The following is a 26744-nucleotide window of genomic DNA, read 5'->3' on the forward strand; positions in this document are numbered from 1 at the left end:
GGCTGATGAAGGTAGGGATACAAAACATGGATCAAGAGCTTGGCCCGATTTTGTTTATTGTGGTGCTGCTGGCGCTGACCCTAGGGGGTATGTGGCTGGTCGAGACGCGGCGTAAGCCGACCATGATGCAGGGCTGGTTGGATAAGCAGGGCAGCGAGCGCTTGTTTACCTACTGGGATGCGCCCAGCGCAGCAATTTATGCAGAAGGCGAACCACGGCACTATCGGCGTTTGCTTGAGGCTTGGCAAGGGTTGGCGCCGCTTGAGGCCTGGTTTCAACATAACCTCAGCCGTATCGGGGTAACACCTGTGGGATCGACGTTGGGCAGTGCCAAGCGTTGGTGTCTTAGGGCCTGGCAGAAACAGCAGGACCCGGCGGTGGCCTATTATCTGGGGATGATGCAGCTGATGGGGCTGGGAGGCAAACCCGAATACCGCTCGGCGCTTGAGCTGTTGACCGCGGCGGAGCAGGGCGGCATTGCCAATGCCATTACCGCCCGCGGGCTGATGTTGCTGCGAGAACCCGCCAATGGCGAAGATTGGCCGATTGAGCTTCCCGAGCAGCAGCGCTTTGCCGAGGCCGTCGCCTGCTTTCGGCAGGGGCTAGAACATGGAGATAAGCTGGCGGCCTTGAATCTGGGCTACTGTTTGGAGCATGGCATAGGCATAGCGGCCGATACTGAGGTCGCCATCGACAGTTATCTGATGGCGGCAAGACAAGGTGAGCCCGCTGCCCAGTATCGTTTGTCCATGCTGTTTGCAGCCAGGGGCGATTTGGCCGAGGCCTATGTCTGGGCCCGTGTTGCCAGCCAGTGCTCCGAATCTGATATTGCCGTGGCGCGCAGCCGTAATATTGAGGCCATGCTGGAGCCGAGCCAGCGCCATCCGGCCCGTCAGAAGGCGGCGCTGTTTACCCTTGAAATTGTGGCGCCGCGAATGCAGGCATTGGCCAAGAATATGGATTTGCTCAAGGTGGTGTAACTGATAGACCCAGCTGAGCGGACTCAACTGACTGGTCTAAATGAGAGCAGTCTGCTGAGAGAGCCGCAGTGACAGATAGAAAGCAGGCCCGAGCGCCAATCCCGGCTCCCGGCCTGTTCCTTTACCTAAGCTTTAGTCGAGCGGAATAAACTTTTCGCCTTTAAAGCTTCTTCGCGGATTGCCCCGCTGCAGTTCCCAGTGTTGTAGCCAACGCTGTTGCTCTTCCCGGTTCATCTGCTCTTGCTTCAGCGCCTCCAGCTTTTGAAACAGCAAGGCCGTTGCCAGGCGTTTGTTGGCATGTTGGCTGCGCTCGGTTTCAACCCGCACCGACAGGCCGCTGGCGATATGGGTCGCGCGGATGGCCGAGTCTGTGGTGTTCACGTGCTGCCCTCCGGCGCCCGAGGCGCGGCAGGCCTGAAAGTGGATTTGCTTATCCAGAGCCTTGTCATTGACCTCAAACATCTGGCCGCTGAAGAACCAGTTTTTGCGTTTGTGCCCGGGCCTGAAGCGGCTTTGGCAGCTCCAGAGCATGGCTCCCTGCCAAGACAGCGCCAAGTGCTTGGCCCGGGCTTCATCATTGGCACTGAGTTGCAGCAAGACCGACTTGAAGCAGGCGACGCCGGTTTTAGCGTTTGCCTGAGTCACCTCCAACAACTCGCAGCCTATGCCTTGCGCCTGACACTCCCGCTCTATGGTTTGCACCGCCAGGGCCACAGCGCGGCAGCATTCAATCGGGCCGGTTCCGGCCGACAGTTGCAGCAGTATCATCAGCAGCACTCCCCGTTGGTTTTGAACGTCAGCACAGGGCGCAGCCTGGCAACAACCTCAATCAAACCGGCATCGACCATATCGCCAACCACAGTCGCACATTTTTTGTAGGCCTGGGGCGCTTCGTCATACAGCAGTGTCTTGTTACCGCAGATCACCCGGCTTCCCAGGGCGGTGAGGTAGAGATCTTCACGGCTGAACTTGTGCGCCAGGCGGCCCTGACACTCGCCGCGCTGCCATTTCCTCCCGGCACCATGAGCCAGTGAAAACAAGCTGATATCGGCGGCGTTGCCCGCAGCGGCGCAGGGTTTCACCAGATAGCTGTAGTCGCCGCGGGATCCCGGGATCACCACATAACCCTTATCGCTCGGGGTGGCGCCTTTTCGGTGCAACCAGCCTTGGGTTCCGTTTATGCACTTGGGGGATACCAGATTGTGGTTCACATCCAACACCGAGCTGCCAGAGCTGTTGATCGCTTCCAGGAAGCGGCATGCTATCAGCTCGCGGTTCAACTCGGCCCAGCGTAGCGCCTCATCGTGTTTGGCCAGATAGTCGCTGAACTCGCTATCTTCCGGACTCAGGCCTTGGTGGCTGTAGCGGCGGATATGTTCCTGCAAAATTGCCTGCCCCAGGCCTCTGGAGCCGGAATGCACCAGCAGTTGCAGATAGTGGCTGTCCAGCCCCAGCTCTTGCAGCGCCGCCTGGTCATAGACAGTTTCTATCGCCTGAAACTCGGCAAAATGGTTACCGGCACCTATGGTTCCAAGCGCCTGGTCAAAGCCTGTGATGGCTATGCTTTTTTCCCGCTTGCGCTCGGCAATTGTTTGCGCCCAGGTTTCATCCAGAGGCTGTTCTATCAGTTTGAACTTGTTCGCCATCTTATCCAGCTTGACCTTGGATAGCTTCAGCGAGCTCTGCCACAGTGACATGCCGCAGCCAATGTCGTTGCCGACCAAGGCAGGATAGATTCTGTTGACGGCAAAAAACGCCGCACCAATGGGATAGCCTCTGCCGGGGTGCAGATCCGGCATTCCTGCCACGTGCTGCATACAGGCCAATTCAGAGGTTTTTATCAGTTGTTGTATTGCCAGCCCTTCTACCCAGGTTTCTTTGGATGCAATCAGGCTGACGCTTTCAGTAAGTTTTTGGACGGATCTGCCCATAGACCAATTCCTTTAAACAGGATTTAAACGATAAACGTATTGGCAGGCCAGTTGACCGAAGCGATAGCTTTACTTGAAAGCTACTAAATCAGTTGGATAGCTTTCTGCTATTTAGCGGACAAGACCTGCAAAGGAGGTTGATGTGTTTTGCATGATGTTTTCTCCTCTACAGTGAATGAATGGTGAGCGATGCGGGCGCATGGTAATCAGTTTGCCGCCATAAGGCAAATATAAATTCAATCACTTAGCTTTCACTTAGCTTTATTTGCCGCCGAGTACCCATGGCAAGTGCGTCAGCTTGGGATTGCGGCCGGGGCAGCCGACCGCAGAAAGAGGTTATTGTTTCAGGCTATGATTTAAAGTCATGATTTAAAGTCATGATTTGAAACCACACCAAGAAGCCGAGATTGAGCTTTCACTTGCCGGGTTAAGGCAGCGGTTGGCGGGGCTTGGCCTTGTCACTTTTGCTGTGTGCCAGTTCAAGTACTTGTTCAAAGTCCAGACCATTAATCTTTTGCCCTATCAGGCCGAAGTCCATCTGGCCGTTGCGATCCGAGTGGTTCAGCGCTGCCAATGGGGTGTCGAACTCGGCCAGTTGGATTGCCAACAAGGCCATGACAAATTCCTGTTTGTCATGGGAGTTCAGCTGCGCCATGAGTCTGATGACATCCTGTTGGGTCGACTCTGCACTGCTGCCGTCGAAGACTATGGTGTTGGGGGTAGTACTGCAGGCCATCAGGCCGGTCAAAACGATAGCGATTATTATATTCTTCATGAGCTAACTTCCGTTTTTTCGGTGTTCTACTTCCGTGCTGGCTTGTGATCGCCCTGTGGCATTCTCTCGAAGCGCCGCTGGTCTGGGGTACAGTTCCGGCCAACAGCAGTGTCAAGGGCACAGGCTCGGCAGAAGCGAATAATAAATTAAACCGCGACTCTAACAGTTTGAGATCAAAATTTTTTGAGTCGAGTCAAACAATTGATATATAAAGGAAAGGTTCGATTTTTGTGAGGTGTCCCTGTTGCAACAGCCCTGGCCGCCCCTCTTCCTTGAGTCAATTTTTACAAACAGGTTACAGAATACCTCACCCTAAATAGGGCGACAAGTCATAGTGATCATTTATCCAACTTACCCAGATTGCAATCTTCACAAAGTATTTGCATGTTATTAATGTCCAGCGCTTTGTGCGGGTACTTGCTGCGGGGCAAAATATGGTCAACATGCAGCACTATATTGTGTTCGGCTTTAGTGCGATTGCACTCTACACATTTGTGCTCGTGAGTTTGCAGCACTTGATATCTGAGTGCCAGCCAGGCTCTGGATTGATAAAAGTTATCTATGGTTTTGGGCTCGAACTCGCTGAGCTGCTCCGGATGCTCAAAGGCGCGGTGGCCGAGTTCGGGGGAAAAGAAGCTGGCCTGAATATCGGCCTTGTCCTGATGCTTGCTGAGCCATTTCCAAATGCCGCGCAGGGCACCTTGCTCACTCTTGTAACGCCGGGTTCTTATGCTGTCTCCAGTGCGAAAAGTGACTTGGATTTCCAGTTCCATGGGCTTTCTCTCCTGATAACAGGCTTTTGGTGGCCTGCCGGTATTGAGGCTTAGTTGAGTTCGTCCAACTGTTTGAGGATCTGCGTTTGTTTTTTGGAGAGCTTGATGACCTTCAACGCCTCCCAGAGGGCGATGGCCGAGCCTATGGCGATCAGCAGATAGCAGTTGATGGGGTTATTGAGCGCCGGGGCGAAGGCATCACCTTCGGCGACAACCAGGCCATAGAGTGCCAGGCCTATGAGCAACATGCCGGGGGCCCCAAGCAGTTGAGTGATTACCAAAGAGCGCTTGACCTGGGCCAGTTCAGCTTGCAGTTGAGTCTTCATAATGCCTCCTTTGAAGGGAAGGTATAACGCCGGCTGCGACAGCAGAGAAACGGCATTTCGGCGGTTATGCTCTGCTATAGCTGAATCTGCCCTGTTGCAAGCGGGAACTCAAGTGATATTTACCCGCTTGTCGCTTGAGTCTGCCTTTGAACTAATCCGGCAGCACTATGACTCCCAAGGGTTCCAGCAGTTGCTCCTGCTGCCAGGCACAGATCTTGACCCCTTCGAGGTTGACCCGTCTGGGATCGAGCCCATCCAGATCGGCAAAGGTCAGGTCACAGCCCCGCAGGTTTACCTGTTGCCAGCAGTCGCGGGAGAAGGTGCCGCGGCTGAGGTCGGAGCCCATCAAGGAAGCGCCGCTGAGGTTGGCATTGCTCCAGTTGTTTTCAAACAGCTCGCACTTTTCCAGGCATTGGCCGCTCAAATTGGCATAGGCCAGGTTACAGCCTGAGATATAAGCCGAGCAGAAGTACATCTTATGGCTGATTTGATTGTAAAAACGGGCCCGGGAAAAATTGGCGCCCTTGAGATCGCACTCCCTGAACTCTATGCCAAAGCAGTTGGCACCGCTGAAATTGGCCAAAGACAGGCGGCAGGCCTTGAAACTGGCATCGCGCAGATCGGCATAGCTGAAGTGGCACCCTTCGACGGCGCCGCTTTCAATGAAACTGCAATCCTCGAAACTGGCATCCCTTAGCTGGCAATGGCTGAAGTCACACTGATAAAAGCGGCAGCGGCGAAAACGGCTGTCGCTCAAATCCTGGCGTGAGAAATCCTCTTGCTGAAAAACTTTATCAATAATATCCATACGGCTTCCTTTAACCAAGGAGGGCGCTAACTCTCTTTGCTAGCTCTGCCTATGCAGGCAAGCATGGGGTTTGTTGGCGCCTTCCCAAAAACCTTTGCAGGCTAACATCGGCACTCTGGAATATCACTAAAAATAAAACCTTTAAAATCATGGTTTTGAGAAGTGCTTAAATCGCGATTTTAAGGGGGTAAATTGACATTTTGAGAGCCTTTAAGTGTGTTCCATGCTCAAGGCGTCGTGAAAAATAATTCAAGCCCTTTACGGGCTGCTGACGTGGCTTGCCGGATGCCAGGACTCTCGTTTCGAACGGTTTTGTTGAAAAACATATGAATACAAAAGCTTACTAAGCATTGAAACCCGGGTTTGTATATTGAGCCGCCTTTGACAACACTTAATAGATACTGTTGTCTCGGGGGATAGTTATGCGCTTGCTGCTTCCGCTATTGCTCTATTGTTGCAGCGTTCAGGCTGCCGTGGGGCTTGGTCAACTCAGATATCTCACGGAAGAGTATCCACCCTATAACTTCAGCCTGGATAATGGGGAAGTATCCGGATTTGCCACCGATGTGCTGCGGGCCGTTTGGCGGCGGACAGGTACAGAGCCCCAGACCATAGAACTTCTGCCCTGGGCCCGTGGTTACTATATGTTGGGGAGTCGCGATAACGTGGTGCTGTTTTCCACAACCCGTACTCAGGTGAGGGAACCGCTGTTTCAATGGGCCTGCAGCCTTGGCACCCTGGAGCTGAATCTCTATGCACTCAAACGCTCAGCGCCTGCGCTGACCAAGTTGGAGGATGCCAAGCATTTGCTGGTGGCAACCGTCAGGGAAGATGTCGGCGAGCAGTTGCTGCTGAGCCAGGGTTTCGATCCGGCTTTTTTGGTACGTACCAGTAGCCTGGAGCAGGCAGTCAAGGTGCTCAACAGCGGCCGGGCCAGCTTGCTGTCCAGCAATAGGTTAACCTTACTCAGCACTCTGAGACACGGGGGCTACGACCCCGAGATAATACAGCCCTTGGTCAAGGTGAGTCACAGGCCCTTGTGCTTTGCCTTCAGTGCCAAGGTGCCGCCTGAACTGGTAATGCGCTTTCAAGCTAACCTGGATCAGGTGTTGAACTCTGAAGAGGGCATAAGCCTAAGAAAACAGTACTTTCACGGCGAAACTTTGCTGAGCTTGCCCTAAGGAAGGTGCAAACAAATACCATGTGTGCTCTGCGTCGGCTTATAAGTCTGGATGCAAGGCTGTAAGCCGCAAATGGCCTTAGTCCTTTGCAAGAAGCACTTCCCTAAGAATGTGAGTTGCTTTGAAGACCCCTTTGCCAAGCTGAGGTAGACTGCAATTCTGTATTTGCAACGGAGTTGTTATGCAAGTTGTCAGCTTTACCGCCATAGGCCACGCCGAAACCCAGTACACAGAACTGGCCAATATGCCGATTCAGGGCAGCAAGGTCGCCGATAATCAAGGGGTTTTGGTGATCCATCCCGACTATGCCGAAGGGCTGGCGGACCTCGATGGTTTTTCTCATGTTTATGTGCTGTTTCATCTGCATCAATGCAAGCAGGGCGCGCTCAAGGTTAAACCTTTTCTCGATAACCAACTGCGCGGTGTATTTGCTACCCGCTCCCCCAAGCGCCCCAATCCCATAGGCCTGTCGATACTGGAGATTGACCGTTTAGAGGGCAACCGCATTCATGTTAAGGGAATCGATATGCTCAATGGCACCCCCATCATAGATATCAAGCCTTATATTCAGGCATTTGATTGCGTGCAAAATACCCGTGATGGTTGGTATGAACAGGGCAAAGATCCACTGCAAACCCTTTCCGACGACAGATTTGCCTGAATACTTTAACTGATCGATAAGAGGCAGTGATGAGCATAAAAGCCTTTTTCATGTTCATCTGCTGTTTCATTTTTATTTACTTGCTATTGATTGGCATCACTTTAATGGCTTTCAAGCTTGTCATGGAGCGGTTTGAGCGTCAAAATTCACTCTCTTTACTCTAGGGGGCATAAACCAATAGTGCTGCCTAGCTTACATCTGTGAGCCCTGGATGGGCCCAGGCCTTAAGGCTATCGAAAAGGATTGTTTTGAAAACTGCTATTGTCGTTCAGTTTCCCATTAGGCTTCTGGTTAATCTAGGCCAAGCGTTACCTTCCCCTTTATTTGCTCTGCATCCGCACCTGGCAAGCCCCATTAGCCATGCCAAGTTGTTTTTATGTTTGATGGGTGCTTTGGGGCTATTTCATTATGCCACTTCGATTTGCGGACGCGGCTATCTCTTTACTGTGAACAACAGGAGTCTCAGATGACTGCTGCCAAATGGATTTTACATTCCCCGAAGCAGACTGGTGCCCCGCAGTTGCAGCTGTTGACGCCGCTGGCTGATGGCCGTCAGCAATTGCTTTGGCAGTATGAGTTGCCCCAGGCCGAGGATGAAGTGGTGCTGAGCGCCTTCTACAGCGACAGCGAATTTGTGGTCGCCACCTGCTCCGGGCAGATCTATACCGGTGATATCGAAACCGGGCCTCGGCTGATGGTCAATCTGCCAAATGTTGGCATCTATGGTCATGGTTGGCTGGATAAAGACAGAGGCGAGTTCTGGTATGTGGCCGAGCAGCCAAGAGGGGATGATGAATATCCCTGTCTTCTTGGCTGGTCGCTGGCCGACTGGCGACCGATTAAGGATATCTGCTTGCCTGAATATCTGGATAATCGCCGCCTTGGCAGCACCATGGTGCGGCGCCGTGACGGTTGTTTTTTATTCTATGAGCGTAAATTCGGCTCTCTGGCGCAGCGGGAGCATGGCTTCTGGTGCACCAATGTGGTCGACGGCCAGAGCCAATTTCACCGGATTGAGGGCAAACCGCTGCTTAAAGCTCGCCGTTACCCGAGCATACACCTTTGCCCTGAGCGGCAGTTGGCCTTATTGCCGGTTTCTGAGTGTCTGTTGGATGAGAGCGGTGACAGTCCACGCATTGGGTTGCAGTTGCAACTGGTGGCACTCGAATCCCTTGACGTGCTTTGGCAACAGCCGGTGTTTTGGTTTGACAGCCATGATGGCTTGTTGGATCCGGATGAGTTTTCCACTTTGCTTGAGTCGCTCAGGAGCGGTGAAGATGCCTGTGATGAAGAAGAGCTGACTGACGCGCTCGAAAGCCTGTCTGACGGGCTGAGCGGTATCCGCCTTTGCCGGGATGAAGCCGCTTTTTGGCTGAGGTTGCGTAGTGGCGAGCTGATTAAGGGCTATCTGGCGCCAGAGGAACACTTCCGCCTAAAGGCGTTGTCGCCTCGCTATTGCGCCAACGAATGCCCACTCCCCGGCGACGAAGCCAATCCCTTTGCCCTGGTTGCCTTTGACCACTATGACTATCAATTGACCTCACCCACGGCTAATCGTTTGTTGCTGGTGGGGTTCGAGATATATGCACTGGATACCAGTACTGTCACGCCCATGCTGCCAGGGGACGCCGATTGCCAGAGTTTGCCCTGTTACTTCTGGCCTAAACCTGAGTTGGTGATGAGTGAGCAGCAGAGCCTGGCCCATGGTGAGGCGGGGCTCAATATTATTGAGGCCGATTATCTGGAACTGGGGGAGTGTTTGCTGGCCAGCGCCAAAGAGATGGTCAGCCGTCTGGCCGACTTACCAAACAGCGCCAAGGGTGAGCGCCTGGAGTGGCGCTTTAATGACAGAAATGGCAGTGAATGGACCGAGGCGCAGTTTGTGGCCGCGCTGATAGTTGTGCCGGGCGGCGCCGAGCTGTTGGCCGAAGCCGTTGAGAAGCTGCTGGCCTATCCTGATGCGGCAAGTCTGCGCAGCGGCGCCGACAAGCCGGCCTTGTCGGATACAGTGCTGGCGCTGGCCGGTGATGACATAGCTTATCTGCCTTTGTTGGCCCGTTACTTCAATATGCTGGCTGATGGTCCAGGCGCCGCCTTCCATCAACAGCACTCAGTGCCGCTTATTCAACGGCGCCACGGCCAGGGGCTGCTCAAGAGCCGCCAATATCGCCGTTTTGTCCAGGATTTGCCCTGGCCGATTTCCCCCGCCTGATTGCAAATCACAGGAATAACTCAATGAATGCCAATGTAAGAACCAATATCCGCCTGCAACAGGCCAAGCTGTTTTTTATCGGCCCTGAGCTTATTCAGGTTATCCAGAGCGCTGATGAGGCCGACACCCTGTTGTGGCAATGTGAGTTGCCGGGAACCGAGGATGGCGAGCTGGCCTTGTTGCAATGGCTGGATGACACTCGCTTTCTGGCCTTGGGCCAAACTGGACTGCTTTTTGTCTGCGATTATCAGGCGCGCAGTCGTGAGCTGGTGCTGGATTTGCAAATCACCGGAACCCCCGGGGCCTGGCTCGATAGCCACAAACAGACCCTGTGGGTGGTCGGGCGGGTGGGCGTCGCTGCGCGCCGCGGCCACAGCTTGCTCAAGGTCGATCTCGCGGCCATGGAGCCGGTGCAGCATTGGCCTGTGAGTGCCGAAATCGAGCCTGAGTCACTGATTCTGACCCGGGATGGACGAGTGGCCTTTTATGGTCGCAATGAGCATGGCGGTTATCGCTTCCGCTTTCAGCAACTGGTGTATTTTGACCCGTCAAACGAAACCTGGTCCGAACAGCCTTTGCCGGGGAAACCGGCTCCAGTGCAGGTTTCACCGCAGGATTATTGGTTCCAGAACCGTGCCAACGGCCTTATCACTACCCTGGCCGCCGATGGCGTGAGCCGTCATCAGGCCGAGGGCGAGCCTGTGCGTTACGAAGCCAGGTTGCAGCTGATAGATATGAACCTCGGCCGTCAAATCGATGCCGGGGTGCGTTTGCCGTCCATGGCCGATATCTGTGATGAATATGATGCCGAAGCGGTTCAGGAAGCGCTGGAGCGGATTGCCGCCGGTGAGATATCCCACCAGGATAACGACGAGTGGCAGCAACTGATCAACAGCCTGACTTGCAGCTATTTTTGCGAGCAGGAGCAAGTCTTCTGGCTGGGCTGGAAAGGGGGTGTGATGCAAAAGGTGTCACCGAAGGGCGAGAGGCTTTCCCCTCTGTACCAACTGGGCAGCCAAGATGCGGCGGGGCAGTGGCGCCCCTTGAGCCACTATGGTGGTGATCTGGTCATGATTAAGGGGGTTAACCAAGGGCGGCTCTGGTTGGCATTCGGTGATCTCGATGAGCCCAGTCACTACTCGGTCGACATCGATTCCCAGGCTGCTGTGCCCCAGAGCCTGCTGGCTGCCGAACAGCAAAAGTGCCCGCTCAATTGCTGCAGCTATCAACCCAAGCCGCTGCAAATTCCCAGCCAACTACAGGCCGAGCCTTGCCCCAGTGGCAGGGTGACTCTCTATTGTGACGATCTGACATCAAATCAAGGCAGGTTGCAACTCTTGCAGCAGCTACTGGTGGTGCTCCCCAAATTGGAGCAGACCCTGGGGGAGGCGTACGGAGCGCCCTTAGCCCCAGTAGCAACCAGAGTCCCAGTAGCAACCAGAGCCGGCTGGCTTGACCGCTTGAAGCAGAAAATAACCCATAGTGCAGTTACTGAGCCTGGCAGGCTTTGGTTTGCCTTTGTCGATGGTTTGGGGAATCGGCACAGTGAATACGACTTCTTCCACTATGCCGTGCGTCTGGAGCAGGGGCCTGAGTTGATAGCGGCCATCCTGGCGGCATACTGCCGTCTGCCCCAGGCCAGGTGTTTGCTGGGAGCCAAGGGGCGGCCTGTGCTGGCCGAGGCTGCCTTGGCGCTCAGCCAGCACAGGCAGGCACTGCCGCAACTCGCGGACTATTTCAATGTTCTCAGTGCCTTGCCCGTGCATCCATTTCATATCAATCGCACCTTGAAAGTGATCTTTGCCGAACATCAGGGCTCGCAAGAGCTGGCGGCTTTCCTGGCGGCGGTCCCAAGCCCCTATAACGACCCGGAGTTTAAGCTGGGCGAGAAAGGCGACTATGACGACGATGACGAATTTGACGAAGATGATGACTATAAGTAACTGTCATTGATGAGAAAAGGATAAGGAAGTATGTCATTCACAAGTTCGCCGGTTGGCGACGGTAAACTCATCTATATTGACCCGGACAATGGCTGCCCCTGCCTGTATCTCTATGAAGCGGCAGACAGTGGCTCTGGCTATCGACTCATTTGGAGCACAGACTTTCCCAAGGCCGAGGGCACTATGCAGGTCAGCGGTTGTTTTCATGGGGTGCCGGGGCGTGAGCAGAGCTGCGTTATCTGGGATCAGCAAGGCTGCCTCTATTTGGTGGATCTGGCGCAACGGCAGCAGCAACTACTCGCCGAAACTGGGATAGCAAACCTCAAAGTCGTGGTATTGAGTGATGGCCGAACCCTGGCATTATTGGGTGAAAATAAGTCTAGCTATTGCTACGAAGTCTGTCTCTGGCATTGGCGGGATGGCAATGTTCCCGTGCCCTCAGCCGTTCAGTGTATCAACCATGAGGTGGATAATCAGGGCGGCCCTTGGGCCGAGGTCGACGAGACCGGACTGCCGGACAGAGTGGGGCTGAGTTTTACCGATCGCCTCTTTGCCGGGCCGGATAACAGTTTGATCTTGCACTGTCACCGCAGTGAGCGCGATGAGGCGGAGGCTTGGCAATTCCTGCTGCGGCTGGATCCCATGGCTGTTGTGGGCAGTGATCTTAGCCAAGTTCAATGGCAGGGAAGTTATCCCGAACTCTTGCAATTATCGGCCATGCCACTGCCCAATCCGCCAGGAAACGAGGCACTCTGGGAGTGTGCCCTGGCGCTGGACAGTGAGCGCGGCGAGCTTATCCTGCCGGCAATGACGTTAAGCCGGGCGCAGGATACTGAAACCGAGGCGCTGGCGTATCAGTTGCAGTGTATCGACTTGCGCTTTGGCCGCGAGATAGGGCGTTTTTGTGTGCGTCATTATACCCACGAGCAACTGGCCGGCGATGCCGACATGCTGTTGGGCCCGGCCGATTTAGACAATTTGGCCTGGCAAAAGGCGCAGGGGCGTTTCTGGCTACAGCTGGATGATATTGCCTACTGCAATGACGAAGCGGCACTTTGGCTTTGCTGGCATGGTGGCGCGACCCGCAAGGTTTCTCTGGACGGGCAGTGGCGCTCGCCCCTTTATCTCCCCGATGGCAAGCGTGATTTATACCATGCCGATGAAATGAATCTGCTCGGCAGTGGCGCTTTGCTGACCGACTGGGAGTATCTGTGGAGTTTCAACCCCAATCCAGCCTTGGATGCGGCCAGCCAGCTAGATACTGAACCGGCTGCCATGGAAGCGAGCTGCGACATTGCTACAAGCAGCGAATACTGGCGCAGCTTAAATAGTGCAACTGCAGAACCGCAGGAGATCCCCCCTCTACTTGGATATAAACGGATTGAGGTCAACAATCTGCAATCCGAGAGTGCCAGACTCGAGGCTCTGACGACCTTGATGAGCGAGGCCTTGCGTGGTTATGAATCTCTCAAATCAGGCCAAGACCTGCGCTTTGGATTTTATGATGCCGATGAGAGCTGGGATGAAGCGCAATTTTTTAAAGCCGTCGTGACTCAGGAGCCGGCCTGGAATCTGATGTTGCAGTTGCTGCTCTCATTCATACGCGACAAATCATGCCACAACTGCTTTAGTGACCCGGCACTGGGTAAGCCGGCGCTGGCAGATTGTGCGTTGCAACTGGGTTTGAGTCACAGTCGATTTTTGCCTATGGTGGCGCGCTACCTTAAGTGTATCGATCTGGATCATGAGTTGTTTTTCCAGCAGGACGGCCATTTGCAGGACTTGCTGGAGAAGTATGCCGATACCCTGGAGGGTAAGCAGTTTTACGACCTCTTACCTGCCGAGCTTCGCCTCGAGGATGGGGCTTATCTGGACTGAGGTCAATGCAACAACACGCTTTGTGTGGCTCTGTCTCAAGTGTGTCGCCCCAGCTTAAAGCCAGAGCCCTATGATCTGAAGAACGAGGAAATATGTCATTCACATGCTCGCCGGTTGGCGACGGTAAACTCATCTATATCGATGCGGACAATGGCTGCCCGAGCCTGTATCTCTATGGAGCGGCAGATACAGGCTCGGGTTATCGGCTCGTCTGGAGCACAGACTTTCCCATGGCCGAGGGCACTATGCAGGTCAGTGGCTGTTTCCATGGAGTGCCGGGGCGTGAGCAGAGCTGCGTTATCTGGGATCAGCAGGGCTGTATCTACTTGGTGGATCTGGCGCGTCGGCAGCAGGAGTTTTTGGCTCATACCGGGATGGAATATCTCAAAGTCGCGGTATTGAGTGATGGCCGAACCCTGGCATCACTGGGCGAAAATGACCGGCGCTGCTGTTACGATTTAATGCTCTGGCACTGGCTGGAGGACAGGGATCTCTCGCCCTCGGCTGCCATGCAGCTGAATGATGAGGTGGATAATCAGGGCAGCCCTTGGGCCGAGGTCGATGAGACCGGACTGCCGGATAGCATGGGGCTGAGTTTTACCGATCGCCTCTATGCCGGGCCGGATAACAGCTTGATCCTGCATTGCCACCGCAGTAGGCATCGTCGGTCCCAGGCCTGGCAGTTTTTGCTGCGGCTGGACCCTATGGCTGTCGTCGGCAATGATCTTGTGGGCAATGATCTGGTGGGTAGTAACCTCGTGGGCAGTGACCCCGTAGGTAGTAACATTAACCGAGTTCAATGGCAGGGCCGTTATTCCGAGCCCTTGCAGGTGGTGGCCATGCCTCTGCCCAATCCGCCGGGGAATGAAGCGCTCTGGGAGTGTGCCCTGGCGCTGGACAGTGAGCGTGGTGAGCTTATCCTGCCGGCCATGGAGTTGAGCCGGGTAGCTGATGCTGAAACCGAGGCGCTGGCGTATCAGTTGCAGCGCATCGACTTGCGCCTTGGCCGCGAGATAGGCCGTTTTTGCGTGCGTCAATTTACCCGTGAGCAACTGGCCGATGACGCCGACATGCTGTTGGCTCCGGCCGATGTCGACAATCTCGACTGGCAAGAGGCCCTGGGGCGTTTCTGGCTACAGCTGGATGATATTGCCTACTGCAATGACGAAGCGGCGCTTTGGCTTGGCTGGCATGGCGGTGCGACCCGCAAGGTTTCTCTGGACGGACAGTGGCGCTCACCCCTGTATCTTCCGGATGGCGAAGATGACTTATACGACGAGGAGGGCATGAAGCTCCTCGGCAAGGGAGCTTTGCTGACCGACTGGCATTATCTGTGGCGCGTCAATCCCAACCCCACTTTGGATCTGGCCAGCCAGATGAACCAAGCGCCCGCCGCCATGGACGCGAGCTTTGCTGTGCAATTACAGCAGACAGAATGGAGCAGCTTCCATGCCCTGGCCCAGGTACAGGATACAGTTCCCCCTTTGCTCGGTTTTTCGCGAATCGAAGTCAGGGATCTGCAGTCAGCGAGTGCGAGGCTTGAGGCCTTGGACAAGCTGGTGCTGCGGGCATTGACAGATTTTGAATCGCTCAAGTCGGGTAAAGACTTGCGCCTCGGTTTTTATGATGCCGACGAAAGCTGGGATGAGGCGCGCTTCTTTGAGGCTGTGGCCCTCCAATTGGAAGGCCGGAACTATATGGCGCGTCTGCTGGGGCTATTCATTGCCAATGAGCGGCTCCATTACTGTTACAGCGATCCCCACTCCAGCAAGCCGGCGCTGGCCGACTGTGCGTTGCAATTGGGATTGGCCGGCAGCCAATATCTGCCGCTGGTGGCCCAATACCTCAACTGTATCGATGTCGATCATGAGCTGTTTTTCCAACAGGATGGCAATCTGGATACCTTGCTCGGCAAGTATGCCGATACCCCTGATAGCGAGGACTTTACCCGCCGCTTGCCATATGAAATGAGCCGTCAGGATGAAGACGATTATCAATGAAATGATGATTAACCAAAGGTAATTATCATAAATAACAAAGGGTTGTTTTGTGATTGAGATTTTGGATTTTGCCCCGTATCCAGAGAGATACGCCCGGGCCAGCGAATTGGGCCCCAGGTTGCTGAAAGTAAAGTCTGATATAGGTGGCCCGGTTCTCCATCTAATACAGATGCGTCCGTTCGATGAAGGTGGCACCGAACTGCTTTGGGCTGCCGAGTTGAGTTCATCCAAGGGATTGGTGACCCTGAAAGGGCAAACCCGGGATGGCGCCTGTGTTTTTGGCAACCAATTTGGCGCTTTCTATCTGTACGATCCCGCGCAGCAGCAATGCCGTTTACTGCATGATTATCAAAGCAAATTTGGTAGTGTCCAGGGTGTTGTCAACAGTGATGGTGATGCCTTGCTGGTGCTGTTTTATGAGATGGACAAGGATACGGACTTAACCATGCAACGCCTGCCTCTTATTCCTGAAGTTGGCGCTGTCAGCGAGATTTCAGCCCAGCTGTATGATGAAGATTGTTTTGGCGGTGGTTATGACTATCTGGATGAGGATGGGCCTTACTTTTGTTTGAATAACACTAATCTCAATCAACGTCTTTATGCCGGGCCGGACAACAGCCTGCTTATGCATGTCATAGATGAAGACGAAGAACTGCACTACATGGTTCGCATTGATATCCAGGGCGAAGGAGTGAAGTTCAAGGTATTTCCCCTGGACGATTCAGTGCTTGAATGGGACCCTGAACCTGGGGCGATTGCGGTTTGTCCGCAACGAGCCCTGGCGGCCATCCCAGTGATTCGAGAGACAGATGCGGGTGTTGTCATTGGAGTTGAATGGCTCAATCTCGACAATGGTGAGCGCTCGGAGGCCGGAGTTGTGCGGCTTTGTGAAGACGAAGAGGATGCGCTTTTCCATCTCGAACAGTTGGATACTTCTATTTGGCAGGCCGATGGGCTGTGGCTGAGTTGGTCTGATGGTTTGGGGGTCAGGTTGGCATTGGATCCGCAAACGCCGCCTTTGACCCTCTTGGCAAAGGGGCAACTGCTGCATGTAGGTACAGAGTTGATCTTCTCGGATCGCGAAGAACTGCTGCGCTGCCCTTTCCCTGAGCCTGCACAGTGGCAAGGCAGCCCTATCCCGTTATCCCTGGAGTCCTGTCACTGGCAGCACAACTGGAGGCTGAGTGAGGCGCAGCGCCAGGCGCTGCAATGCTTTGGACATACGTTGATAAAGGTTGCCGATCTCGAAAGTACCGAAGGCCAACTCGACGCGCTGCGGCAACTGCAGTCACTGACTCAGGATTGCAGCAAGCTGTTGCACGGCAAGACCTTGGCCTTTAGGTTTACCGATGGCAAACAGCAATGGGATGAGGCCAGTTTTTTCCAACGTTCAGCCTGTCATGCCGAAGCCTTGCCGCTGATGGCGCAAATTCTGCAGCAGTTTTGCCGCGGTTTTGACGGCAGTGATCAATGTGATGGCGCCAACTGGGGGACGCCGCTGGCCAGTTGTGCCTTGCAGTTGGGATTACAGGATGTGCAGTACCTGCCTCTTATTACCGAATACGGCAATGCACTGGATGTTGACCATGAAAACTTCTTTGGTGGTGAAGGCGATGCCTTGTATCAATTGAGTCTGCGCCATGGCAACAGCCCTGAATGGCAAGCATTTTTGAGCTTGCACTCTGATACCGAGGAGGATGAGGAATGGGATTGAGACAATCGGCCAACAGCATGGCGAGGGTGATTAGCGATCTCTTTGTTCAGCCAGAGTTTGGCGGGGCGGAAAAAGCCCGCGACCGGAGTCGCTATTTTATTGCGCTGCTGCCCATACTGGCTATCCATTATCAGTGGCAACTGGTGTACATGTTCTCACCTTCACTGCTGCTGGCAATCCAAGAGGTCGACTTCTTTATTTCACTGTTGGCTATCTTGGCAACAGGGCTACAACTCAGCATAGGTGCGGGGTTGCTGGCAGCGCATATTGCTATTGGTCGACGGGCGTTCGGGTATTTGGGAGGTGTGCCTCTGGCATTGGTGAACATCCTGTTCGGCTTCTCTTATCCAACGCTACTGAGCATGATCCAGTTTGACAAGACTATGCCTTGGCTTGGCTTGATGTTTGCCTTGGGCTGCGCTGTTGTTTGGCTGGTGGCGCAGTTATTGATTTACCTGTTTCGTCCTCCCTTGGTAAAAGTTGAACCGGAACACCCTTTGCTGGCTCATCGTAAGGGGTGCGATCCCGATCGTCAGACGCCGGCGTTGGCTTTCTTTCGCAGCAGTATGATACTGGGGATCTGCAACGGATTGTTTCTCGGATTGCTAATCTTTATGGTGCAAACTTCCGGTTCCCCTTCTTTTGCGTTGCGCTCTCTGCTGCGGCTTGAAGGGCAGGGGACAGGGACGCTCATCATGTTTTGGTTACTGCCCAGCCTCTATTTCGGCTACAGGATTATCAGTCGCAGGGCTCGTAATCTGGGGTGGTCAGTCGCCAAGACGGTATGTTTGATGCTGTTTATTACTCTGCTGTTATTACCCGGGAGTGGTGTGGTGATCAGTCTGGCCCTGTCCTTTATGGACTCCTACGCCAGTTATATCCTTATCACACTCTCTCTCATGCTGCTTTGGGGAGCTATGCTCTCGACTTCACTGCTGAATATGATGCTGCTTTGGCTGGTGCCAAAGGACCCAAGAAGCAGTCGTGAAACCCAGGCCGCCTGGATGAAGCTGAAGCAGTAGCGAAGCGGCAGACTGACAGCCGGATTCTGCCGGTTGTTGGTACTTTGTCTGTATGGGGCCCCTGTGACTGTGGGCCCCTTGGCTTTTATGAATGACACCTCCCAGACTGGGCAAACTTGCAATCAAGAGCATAAATCCTTATGGTCTTAGGCGCTTTAATCAGCAACGACTGAGCGATTCAGCAATTCATACAAGCTGGACACAAACATATCATCACGTAACATCCTATTGATTTACGTCACTTTTCGTACGTTTTCCGGATAAAGATAATCGACTGAATGGCCACTTGCGCCTATTTTATCCGGCATGGGCCCAGCAGCGGCCCCAGCTCCCGAACGGGGACGAACAGAAGAGCAAAAATATGAAAAAACACTTCGAACTCATAGATAAAACCACTTTCTTTGGCGCCCTGGGCTTGCTGCTTGCGGTGGTGATCCCGCTGGCTCTATTTCCTGCAGAAGGCGCCGAATGGATAGCCGTTGCCAAGGCGTTTATGACGGATAAGTTGGGTTTTGCTTACCTGTCGCTCGGCTTGGCGGCATTCTTCTTTATGATTTATATCATCTTCTCGGATATCGGCCAGATCAAGCTCGGCGATGCCGATGAAAAACCTGAGTTTGCCACAGCTTCCTGGGCGGCAATGCTGTTTTGCGGCGGTATAGGCGCCAGCATCCTCTATTGGGGGACTATTGAGTGGGCCTATTACTATCAACACCCGCCGTTCCAGCTTCAAGCCGGCAGTGAAGAAGCCGTGCGCTGGGCAGCCACTTACGGCATATTCCACTGGGGGCCCATCGCCTGGAGCATCTATTTGATCCCGGCCATCCCCATCGCTTATTTCTTTTATGTCCGCAGGCAACCAGTGCTCAAGGTGTCGGCGGCCTTGATGCCTGTCATAGGTGAAGGCCGCAGTCACGGTAAGCTCGGCAAGTTTATCGATGTATTGTTTATCTTCGGTCTGCTCGGCGGGGCGGCTACCACTCTGGGGTTGGCGGCGCCACTGATCAACGAAGGCCTGAGTTACCTGTTTGATCTGCCATCGACCACAGGCAGTCAGATAGCCGTATTACTTTTGTGCACAGCGCTGTTTGCCTATTCCTCCTACAAGGGGATGGACGAAGGCATTAAAGTGCTGAGTAATATCAACTTCTGGGGCGCGCTGGCGCTGCTGGCATTTATTCTGTTTGCCGGCCCTACCATCTTTATGCTGGAAACCGGCCTGGACTCTCTGGGGCGGATGCTGAGCAACTTCTTTATCATGGCGACCTGGGCCGAGCCTTTCGGTGGTTTGGGCACCTTTGAGAACACCCACTTCCCTCAGGATTGGACCATCTTCTATTGGGCCTGGTGGTTGGTGTTTGCCCCCAGCATGGGACTTTTTGTGGCGCGGATCTCCCGCGGCCGAACCATCAAACAGATGGTGGCCGGCTCGATTTTCTTCGGCTCCCTGGGCTGTGCCATGTACTTTATGATCTTGGGTAACTTCGGCTTGTCGTTGCAATTATCCGGTGAGCTGGATGTGGTGGCGATCCTCAATGATCAAGGGGCGACCAGGGCGATATTCGCCGTATTGGAGCAGTTGCCGTTCAGCTATCTGGTTATCGCTGTTTTCACCCTCTTGTGCATCATCTTTACCGCCACCACCTTTGATTCCATCTCTTATATTCTGGCGTCCGTGGTGCAAAACAATGTCACCGAGGAACCACTGCGCTGGAACCGATTGTTCTGGGCCTTTACTCTGTCTTTTATGCCTTCGGTACTGATGTTTATGGGTGGGCTCGCTACCTTGCAGACAGCGGCTATCGTTGGTGGTTTGCCACTCTTGGTGATAGCCGTGATGCTGATGATGTCCGGGGTCAAGGCGGCCATGTTGGACCTGAGTCATCAGGATGGTTACGAGGATCCCGTGATTAATATTTCGGATCTGCCTGAGGTCGATCCCTGGAGTCGTGAAGGTCAGGCACTGGCCAAGTTTGAGCAATTGCGGGACAGCGCCATTGAAGCCGCCGACGCCGAGCGGGAAGCCCTGGATGCCATCTGGGAGCTGAAAAAACAGCTGCGCCGTGAAGCCTTGAGCCGCAGTGAGTCGCACCTGGAGTTGGGGGATGCGCCCGATGAGTCACTTGCCGAGTTGCAGCGCCTCACAGATGAAGCCATGGCGGCGAAGGAACGTAAGCTGCAAGCCTCGGAGCAAGCTCAGGCTGCCCGTATTACCTTCAACGAACTGATGCGGCAGAAACAGGAAGAGGAAGCGCAGCAGGCGCAGGAAGAAGCCAAGGCGCAGATTATTGAACGCCTCAACGGCCGCGACTCGTAACCTTATGGCCCGGTTTGCCGCCCGGGCCTAAAACGGCTAGAATTTTCGCCGCATAAATCAATTGAATATAGGATGTTTTACATGAATGGAGCGGGAGGGAGTTCCGGCGGTGTCGGTCAATTTTTTATTGGCCTTATCATGATGTGTGGTGGTGGTTACATGCTGCTCAACGCCATTAGGGTATCCAGCAGTTTTGGTCTGGGCACCCGCTTGTATGGTGTCCCCGCATTTGGCAGCCAGTGGGGTATCACAGGTGGTATGATCCTGGTGCCCTTTATTCTGGGGGTTGGGATGATTTTCTATAACGGCAAGAATATTCTTGGCTGGTTATTGGCGATTGGCTCTATCACAGCAATGATCTTCGGGGTGATCTCTACCATTCACTTTAGCCTGCGCAGCATGAGCAGTTTTGATCTCTTGGTGATCCTGGTATTGCTGACAGGTGGCATAGGTTTGTTCCTGCGCTCACTCAAAGGCAACTGAAACTATCTTAAAGAGGCGTTGCCGCATTGACCGGCAACGCCTCTTTAGCCTTAAAACAACTTGCCCAGCACACGCTTGACGACGCTCGACTCGTCTTGCTTGAATGGCTCTGCGTTTTCTTCGGTCAGACAATCAAACTTGGCGATGATTTCCAGCAGGCGTTTGCGCTCATCTGCGGTCAGCAGCCTGGACATATCCGGCAGCCGCTGCTGGCTGGCCAAGTGAATAATGAAAGACTCAGGTTGCCGCCCTTCGTGCATGGCAAAATACACAGTGGCCTGTGGCGTCACACCTATCCTATCCAACCAGAGTAGCGCCCAGAATTCCTTGTCGGCTTCAAGTTGCAGGCTCACATCGACATCGCCGATGCTTGAGTGCCCAAGCGCTTCATCCTGCCAACGCTCGGCCATATTCAGATGGCCTTCGGCAACTAAATGGTTGACATAGGCTTCCCTGACACTGGGACAGCCCAACCAGTGCAGCCCTCGTTTCCCAAGACCGCTGAGAAACAGTGCCAGTCGCTCTCCCATCTCGGTAGGCAACAGCCAGACAAAGTCTGCCACGCCAACCTTGCCGCGATAATCGCTGTAGGGATCCCAACCTTGTAGAACCGGCAGTTTCAAGGCTTGTGGTGTCAGGTTTTCCAAGCCTTCGCCGCTTTGCAAATAGGCCTGTAACTTGTCATATACAGCCTTCGCCGCTGCCGGTTTGAGTCTTTGCTCCAGGCCGCGTTGCAGGCTGAGGTTAAATAGCTCAAAGGCTTGCTGCGGCAATGGGCGCTCCGGGAAACAGGCCTTGAGATCGGCAATAAACCCCAGCATGGCAGTTTCATCGCAATAGCCGAGGGCATCCAACAGTTTTTGTTGAGCCAGCCAATGGCTGCGGCCTATCATGCTGTTATCTTCGGGATCGCCTTCGGCAAAGCTTGCCAATCGCTCCAGGTAACGTTGCCAGAAGCGCTCGTTGGCCGGCGCATAGCGCGCGATACGCCTGTCTTGCAGCAAAGTATGGGCATCCAGCTGCGCCTCGCTGACTCCCAGTGCCAGCAGCTTTTGATGCAGGCTCTGTTCTGTCTGCGGATCATCTATGGCGGCATATCCCTCATAGTTTGCGTAAAACTGACTGATGCGGCTGATAAGCACCATAGGCGCCAGTTTCAAAAGCAATTGCCAGTGGCGCTTGGCCAGGATCTGCAGTTCGGTGTGAGCCTGTGGCAGTTGGCTATTTAACAGGAAAAACAGGCTGAGCAGGCCGCACTGGAAACCATCGTCCGGGAAAAACAACCAGTAGGCCGCTTGATGCCGGCTTATCTGGCTTCCGCGGGTTCCGCCATCCTTGTCCAGTAGCGAATCGGCAACGGCGGCCATAGCGCCTGCATCCTGCTGCTCCTTGGCCTCAGTGAGCCAGGCCTTGAGTGTCAAATGCTGCGGATTATTGCTATTGAAGCTGCCACCATGCCGATTGAAGACACGCATATAGGCAGTGAGGAAATGCTGCTCCAGCCAACCAAGCAGAGCCTGGGTTTCTGCCGCTGTGCACTCGGGGCGGCCGAGCCGATAGGCGGCATAGGCGACGCCTCCCAGGTGGGTCGGCAACTTGTCCAGTGCCGCTGGCAGACGATCGGCAATGGCTGCATCCAACTGTGCGAAGTCACTTTGCTTGCAGGTATGGCTAAGCAGGAAAAAAGGCAGCTCTTCCAAGCTGGGTAGTTGGCAGTCGCCTTGAGTTTGCCCGGAGCTCTTGCCACTTTCCTGCTCTGCCTGGGCGCTGCCGGTATCGATTTTATCCTGCTGCCAGGGGGCGAGCCTGTCGTCCATCAGCCAGGCTTCGGCAACCTGTGCCTTGGGCTCAACGCCGAGCGCATCCTGCAGCGCCAGCGCCTCATCTTCCACCCTGTGCCCCAAGATCAATTGCTTCTTGACCTGATCCCGCCACAGCTCAGTGTCTTCAAGTTCCGCTTCTACCGGCCAGTCGTCCAGGCTGTAGAAGAATTCCAGTATTGGCTGGGTTTCTTCCAGCGTTTGTTCATCGGCATAGGCCAGCAGCGGGGTTTGCTTTAGACGTTTGAGCAGCTGCGCCTTAAACCAGGCGTAATCGTCAGCATGCTCGGTAAAGTGTTCCAGCAGGCTGGGGTTGACTGGATCACCCTCGGCGGTTTGGAAAAAACAGCGACGGCTCTGTTCGCCATCACAGTGCAGATAGGCGTGGATCAGTTCGCGGCGCCAGCCGAACTCCTCTACCAGTTTGCCCAGCAGTTCCACGGGTGTGTAGCCGCTGTCCAAATCCCAGTAAGGCACCAGAAAGGCGGCCAGATAATGACTCAATTCGGGATTTTGCCTGGCCAGCATGTAGAGGGCTTCCACCCCGAAGACGTTGTAGTCATCGATAAAGAGATCGCTAAAGTCGTTACGACAGCGGGAGAAGGCCACCATGGCCTCGGCTGTCGCCTTGATCTCGTCCAATAGCTCGGGGAAGTTCAGCGCTGCGGCAAACAGCACGGCTTCAGTGCAATATTTAAAGGTGTGGTGCACTCGAGCGGCGCTGAGTGCATGCACCAGCAAGTTGCGGTTGCCGCCGGCATCGTCATTGCTGAGTGGCTGCTGTTGCTCGTTGACAAACTCGATATTGAACAGCAGGGAGCCTTCAAGACGAAAGGCGCTGCCATCGTGCAGGTGTTGCCGGTATTGCTGCAGCGCCTGGGCGATGCTGGCGGGATCTTGTGGCTTGAGGCTAATGCTGAGGGTTTTGTCGAACTGGGACATATTGCTTCCTTGATATTAAATTAATGCTTTTGCCGGTCGTTGCCTGTAAGGCACTTCCTGTTAAACAACCGGCGACCGCGCCATGAGTCAGGGCGCGGCAGTTATCCTGTTATTACTCGTTTATTGGGGTGTTCCCAACTGCTTTTTATCAATGCCTTCCTTAAGAGCCTTGCGCCAAATCTTTGGCCAGTTGCCGGACCGCGGCTGACTCGTCCAGCAGGAAGGAGCTGAAAAGCTCGGCGTCAACCCGGGCTTGTGCCAGCAACTTCAGCAGGCGTACACGTTCGTCTATGGTCAAGAGCTGCGAGGTCTCCGGCAGTCGCCCCTCATCGGCCAAATGTTTGAGGAAGGGGGCCGGGGCGCGGCCTTGGCTTACGGCGAAATAGACAGTGCTTTGCGGTGCTACGCCTATGCTGTCCAGCCAGGAGAGGGCCCAGTTTTCCTTGGCACTCTGAAAGGCTAACCCTGTGTCATAGTCGCTGTGACGCTTGTGTCCCACGCTTTGATCTTCCCAGCGCTGCGCCATCGAGAGACCACCCTCGGCAATGAGGTGGTTGACATAGGCCATCTCCACACTCGGCCGGTGAAGCCAATACAGGCTTTGGGTTCCAAGGCCTGCGAGAAATAGGGCCAAACCTCGCCCCTGCGCTTCAGGCAGCAGCCAGACAAAGTCGCTAAGCTCAACCGCATCGGTGGGGTCGTCCGAGCGGCAAGGCGCCCAGTCCTGCAACTCGGCCGTGGCTTGGGGCGTCAAGGGCTCAAGCCCTTCGCCCGACGCCAGATAAGCCTTGAGTTGGCGGCAGAGGTTTTGCGCCTGCTGTTCGGTAAATGATTTGCTGAAGCTTTGCCGCAGGCAAAGATCAAACAGTTCGAAAAACGCCTGCGGCAAGGGAGTCTCGGGGAAGTTGGCCTTGAGATGACCAAAAAAGCTCAGCCTCGGCAGCTCGCGGCCAGAATCCAGCGCTTGCAACAACTGCTGTTGTTGCTGCCAGAGGCGGCGGCCTATCATGCTGTTATCCTCTGGGTCGGCTTCGGCAAACCGGCTAAGCCTGGTGATATAACTTTGCCAGAAGCATTTATCGGCCGGGCGATAGGCAGCCACCTGTTGTGCTGTCAGCAGGGTATGAGCTTCGAGCTGCGCCTCGCTGACACCCAGCTTGAGCAGGTTTTGCCGCAATTCGGCCTCGATATGCTCATCGTCAATGGCCGGATAGAAGGCGTAGTCAGCCCAGCAATAATAAATTTTTTCAATCAGTTGTAGCGGATCCAGCGTCAGCCATAGCTGCCAGTGCCTTTGTGCCAGGGTTTTCAAGGCCTGCCACTGCGGCGCTTCGGGCTCCGGGGCGCAGAGCAGGAAATACAGCGCCAACAAGCCGTTTTGGAATCCTTTATTGCCATTGGACCACAAGAGTGCAATACGCTCTCCGTTCGTACTGGTATAGAGTATCTCAGAGGCAATTTGAGCCATCTTGGCAACATCGCCCTCGGTGTCTATATCCGTGAGCCAGCTCTTTAGAAGGCGATGTTCACGCCTTTTCTTTTGGTACTCTCCGCCCTCATAGAAGATATGATGCTGAAACTGTAATGGCAGCTGCTGCGCCAGCCAGCGAAGCAGCGCCGCGGCCTCGTTGGCCTTGTCGGCTTCCGGGCTTAAGCTGTGGGGCGAGTTCAGGCGGCTCAGGCGATAGGCGGCATAGGCGCAGGCGCCAAGGCTCTTGGGCAGTTCGGCCAGCGCGCAAAGCATCGCCTCTCCTACTTCGGCATCCAGCTCTTCCAGCTCGCCAATCCTGAGATAGTCTTCCGGCTCTTCCAGGTCATAAAATAGCTCGGCATAGTCAGAATCCGGCTCGTTATCATACTGATCCCAGTCATAGTCTTCTGCCAGAGCCTGCTCTTCCCCGGTTTGCCATAGAGTATGGCGGTCGTCTTCCCGCCAGGCCTCTGCCACTATTATCAGAGGTTGGCTCTGCTCGCTCAGCTGCGCCAGCAAGGAAAGTGCTTCATCCTCTAACCGGCGACCCAAGATTAATTGCTGCTTGACCCGATCCCGCCACAGTTCAGTGTCGTCAATGTCAGCCTCTACCGGCCAGTCGCCCAGACTGTAGAAGAACTCCAGAACCGGCTGGGTTTGTTCAAGCGGTTGTTCATTGGCATAGGCCAGCAGTGGCGTTTGTCCGAGACGTTTAAGCAGCTGCGCCTTAAACCAGGGGTAATCGTCCGGATGCCGGGCAAAATGTTCCAGTAGGCTGAGGTTGACTGAATCACCCTCTGTGGTCTGGAAAAAGCAGCGGCGATTCTGTTCGCCGTCACAGTGCAGATAGGCGTGGATCAGTTCGCGGCGCCAGCCGAACTCTTCCACCAGTTTGCCCAGCAGTAACACAGGTTGGTAGAAGCTTTCCAAGTTCCAGTAAGGCACCAGAAAGGCGGCCAGATAATGGCTCAGCTCGGGATATTGCCTGGCCAGCATGTAGAGGGCTTCCACCCCGAAGACGTTGTAGTCATCGATAAAGAGATCGCTGGAGTCGTTGCGGCGGCGGGAGAAGGCCACCATGGCCTCGGCTGTGGCCTTGAGCTCGTCCAATAATTCAGGAAAGTTCAGCGCTGCGGCAAAAAGTACCGGTTCGGTGTAAAAGCTGAGTCTGTGATCCCGGCGGGCAGCATCTAGGGCGTGTTCCAACAAGGGGCGGTTGGCACCGGCATCGTCACGGTTAAGCGGCCTTTGCTGCTGATTGACGAACTCGATATTGAACAGCAAGGAGCCATTGAGTCGAAAGGCGCTGCCGTCGTTCAGGTGTTGCCGGTATTGCAGCAGTGCCAGGGCGATGCTGGCGGGATCCTCTGGATTGAGGCTGACGCTGATGGTCTTGTCGAACTGAGACATACTACTTCCTTGAAACTTGAGTCCTGCCCGGGCACAGCTACTCAGTGGAACTTGCTGCTGCAGCCTGGGGCCCGGCTAGTCTAACGACTGAGACCTT

General features: G+C 54.6%; 19 protein-coding genes. 11 read left to right on the forward strand and 8 right to left on the reverse strand.

What is annotated here, in order from left to right; translation table 11 throughout:
- The first annotated feature begins 26 nt into the window (after window positions 1–26).
- Window positions 27–980, forward strand: a complete 954-nt coding sequence (locus tag ACSHSR_RS03210; protein WP_479631239.1) for a tetratricopeptide repeat protein — start codon at window positions 27–29, stop codon at window positions 978–980.
- 132 nt (window positions 981–1112) lie between these two features.
- On the opposite strand, the gene prfH is transcribed toward ACSHSR_RS03210, so the two are convergent.
- From prfH to ACSHSR_RS03240, 6 genes are all read right to left on the reverse strand, one after another.
- On the reverse strand, window positions 1113–1748 hold the full coding sequence (prfH, locus tag ACSHSR_RS03215) for a peptide chain release factor H (RefSeq protein ID WP_208136175.1): 636 nt from the start codon (window positions 1746–1748) through the stop codon (window positions 1113–1115).
- Window positions 1748–2911 (reverse strand): RNA ligase RtcB family protein, encoded by a 1164-nt coding sequence (locus tag ACSHSR_RS03220; RefSeq protein WP_479631240.1) that lies wholly within the window; start codon window positions 2909–2911, stop codon window positions 1748–1750. Before ACSHSR_RS03220 ends, prfH begins: the two co-directional genes overlap by 1 nt.
- 427 nt (window positions 2912–3338) lie before the next feature.
- Window positions 3339–3686: a hypothetical protein gene (locus tag ACSHSR_RS03225; protein ID WP_025011793.1), complete on the reverse strand. Its 348-nt coding sequence runs from the start codon at window positions 3684–3686 to the stop codon at window positions 3339–3341.
- A 338-nt stretch (window positions 3687–4024) separates the two neighbouring features.
- Window positions 4025–4459, reverse strand: a complete 435-nt coding sequence (locus tag ACSHSR_RS03230; RefSeq protein ID WP_020442396.1) for an HNH endonuclease — start codon at window positions 4457–4459, stop codon at window positions 4025–4027.
- Between the two features lie 50 nt (window positions 4460–4509).
- On the reverse strand, window positions 4510–4785 hold the full coding sequence (locus ACSHSR_RS03235) for a hypothetical protein (protein ID WP_045283442.1): 276 nt from the start codon (window positions 4783–4785) through the stop codon (window positions 4510–4512).
- 151 nt (window positions 4786–4936) lie between these two features.
- Complete coding sequence (locus ACSHSR_RS03240) at window positions 4937–5593, reverse strand: quinolone resistance pentapeptide repeat protein QnrA3 (protein WP_024266192.1); 657 nt, start codon at window positions 5591–5593, stop codon at window positions 4937–4939.
- A 422-nt stretch (window positions 5594–6015) separates the two neighbouring features.
- Here ACSHSR_RS03240 and ACSHSR_RS03245 point away from each other — a divergent pair, with 422 nt between their 5' ends.
- The 10 genes from ACSHSR_RS03245 to ACSHSR_RS03290 all read left to right on the forward strand — a co-directional run bounded on the left by ACSHSR_RS03245 (window position 6016) and on the right by ACSHSR_RS03290 (window position 21004).
- Window positions 6016–6774, forward strand: a complete 759-nt coding sequence (locus ACSHSR_RS03245; protein WP_107005146.1) for a substrate-binding periplasmic protein — start codon at window positions 6016–6018, stop codon at window positions 6772–6774.
- 181 nt (window positions 6775–6955) lie between these two features.
- Entirely contained in the window at window positions 6956–7435 is a 480-nt protein-coding gene (gene tsaA / locus ACSHSR_RS03250; protein WP_020442393.1) for a tRNA (N6-threonylcarbamoyladenosine(37)-N6)-methyltransferase TrmO, read from the forward strand.
- 466 nt (window positions 7436–7901) lie between these two features.
- Window positions 7902–9647 (forward strand): hypothetical protein, encoded by a 1746-nt coding sequence (locus ACSHSR_RS03255; RefSeq protein ID WP_208194541.1) that lies wholly within the window; start codon window positions 7902–7904, stop codon window positions 9645–9647.
- Window positions 9648–9670: 23 nt separating this feature from the next.
- The gene (locus ACSHSR_RS03260; RefSeq protein ID WP_479631241.1) at window positions 9671–11590 is read left to right on the forward strand and encodes an NHL repeat-containing protein; all 1920 of its coding nucleotides are present in this window, start codon (window positions 9671–9673) and stop codon (window positions 11588–11590) included.
- Window positions 11591–11620: 30 nt separating this feature from the next.
- Entirely contained in the window at window positions 11621–13468 is a 1848-nt protein-coding gene (locus ACSHSR_RS03265) for a hypothetical protein (RefSeq protein WP_479631242.1), read from the forward strand.
- 92 nt (window positions 13469–13560) lie between these two features.
- Window positions 13561–15468 carry a hypothetical protein gene (locus tag ACSHSR_RS03270; protein ID WP_479631243.1) on the forward strand — a complete coding sequence of 636 codons (1908 nt, stop codon included), beginning with the start codon at window positions 13561–13563 and terminating at the stop codon, window positions 15466–15468.
- Window positions 15469–15517: 49 nt separating this feature from the next.
- A complete protein-coding gene (locus tag ACSHSR_RS03275; protein WP_479631244.1) occupies window positions 15518–17182 on the forward strand; it encodes a hypothetical protein in 1665 nt (554 codons plus the stop codon).
- Window positions 17173–18204, forward strand: a complete 1032-nt coding sequence (locus tag ACSHSR_RS03280) for a hypothetical protein (protein ID WP_208145549.1) — start codon at window positions 17173–17175, stop codon at window positions 18202–18204. Before ACSHSR_RS03275 ends, ACSHSR_RS03280 begins: the two co-directional genes overlap by 10 nt.
- A 361-nt stretch (window positions 18205–18565) precedes the next feature.
- Window positions 18566–20521, forward strand: a complete 1956-nt coding sequence (locus ACSHSR_RS03285; protein WP_025888042.1) for a BCCT family transporter — start codon at window positions 18566–18568, stop codon at window positions 20519–20521.
- An 81-nt stretch (window positions 20522–20602) separates the two neighbouring features.
- Window positions 20603–21004, forward strand: coding sequence for a hypothetical protein (locus tag ACSHSR_RS03290; protein WP_044735226.1), 402 nt, complete (start codon window positions 20603–20605; stop codon window positions 21002–21004).
- A gap of 50 nt (window positions 21005–21054) precedes the next feature.
- Here ACSHSR_RS03290 and ACSHSR_RS03295 read toward each other — a convergent pair whose 3' ends face one another.
- Entirely contained in the window at window positions 21055–23766 is a 2712-nt protein-coding gene (locus ACSHSR_RS03295) for a hypothetical protein (RefSeq protein WP_479631245.1), read from the reverse strand.
- Between the two features lie 160 nt (window positions 23767–23926).
- Window positions 23927–26647 (reverse strand): hypothetical protein, encoded by a 2721-nt coding sequence (locus ACSHSR_RS03300; protein ID WP_479631246.1) that lies wholly within the window; start codon window positions 26645–26647, stop codon window positions 23927–23929.
- Between the last annotated feature and the right edge of the window lie 97 nt (window positions 26648–26744).

Source organism: Shewanella sp. VK101 (assembly GCF_056497865.1).

Coding starts and splice junctions, on each gene's coding strand:
- ACSHSR_RS03210 (WP_479631239.1), top strand. CDS start 27: ATGGATCAAGAGCTTGGCCCGATTTTGTTTATTGTGGTGCTGCTGGCG.
- ACSHSR_RS03285 (WP_025888042.1), top strand. CDS start 18,566: ATGAAAAAACACTTCGAACTCATAGATAAAACCACTTTCTTTGGCGCC.
- prfH (WP_208136175.1), bottom strand. CDS start 1,748: ATGATACTGCTGCAACTGTCGGCCGGAACCGGCCCGATTGAATGCTGC.
- ACSHSR_RS03280 (WP_208145549.1), top strand. CDS start 17,173: ATGGGATTGAGACAATCGGCCAACAGCATGGCGAGGGTGATTAGCGAT.
- ACSHSR_RS03260 (WP_479631241.1), top strand. CDS start 9,671: ATGAATGCCAATGTAAGAACCAATATCCGCCTGCAACAGGCCAAGCTG.
- ACSHSR_RS03230 (WP_020442396.1), bottom strand. CDS start 4,459: ATGGAACTGGAAATCCAAGTCACTTTTCGCACTGGAGACAGCATAAGA.
- ACSHSR_RS03270 (WP_479631243.1), top strand. CDS start 13,561: ATGTCATTCACATGCTCGCCGGTTGGCGACGGTAAACTCATCTATATC.
- ACSHSR_RS03295 (WP_479631245.1), bottom strand. CDS start 23,766: ATGTCCCAGTTCGACAAAACCCTCAGCATTAGCCTCAAGCCACAAGAT.
- ACSHSR_RS03255 (WP_208194541.1), top strand. CDS start 7,902: ATGACTGCTGCCAAATGGATTTTACATTCCCCGAAGCAGACTGGTGCC.
- ACSHSR_RS03300 (WP_479631246.1), bottom strand. CDS start 26,647: ATGTCTCAGTTCGACAAGACCATCAGCGTCAGCCTCAATCCAGAGGAT.
- ACSHSR_RS03240 (WP_024266192.1), bottom strand. CDS start 5,593: ATGGATATTATTGATAAAGTTTTTCAGCAAGAGGATTTCTCACGCCAG.
- ACSHSR_RS03265 (WP_479631242.1), top strand. CDS start 11,621: ATGTCATTCACAAGTTCGCCGGTTGGCGACGGTAAACTCATCTATATT.
- ACSHSR_RS03225 (WP_025011793.1), bottom strand. CDS start 3,686: ATGAAGAATATAATAATCGCTATCGTTTTGACCGGCCTGATGGCCTGC.
- ACSHSR_RS03235 (WP_045283442.1), bottom strand. CDS start 4,785: ATGAAGACTCAACTGCAAGCTGAACTGGCCCAGGTCAAGCGCTCTTTG.
- ACSHSR_RS03290 (WP_044735226.1), top strand. CDS start 20,603: ATGAATGGAGCGGGAGGGAGTTCCGGCGGTGTCGGTCAATTTTTTATT.
- tsaA (WP_020442393.1), top strand. CDS start 6,956: ATGCAAGTTGTCAGCTTTACCGCCATAGGCCACGCCGAAACCCAGTAC.
- ACSHSR_RS03220 (WP_479631240.1), bottom strand. CDS start 2,911: ATGGGCAGATCCGTCCAAAAACTTACTGAAAGCGTCAGCCTGATTGCA.
- ACSHSR_RS03245 (WP_107005146.1), top strand. CDS start 6,016: ATGCGCTTGCTGCTTCCGCTATTGCTCTATTGTTGCAGCGTTCAGGCT.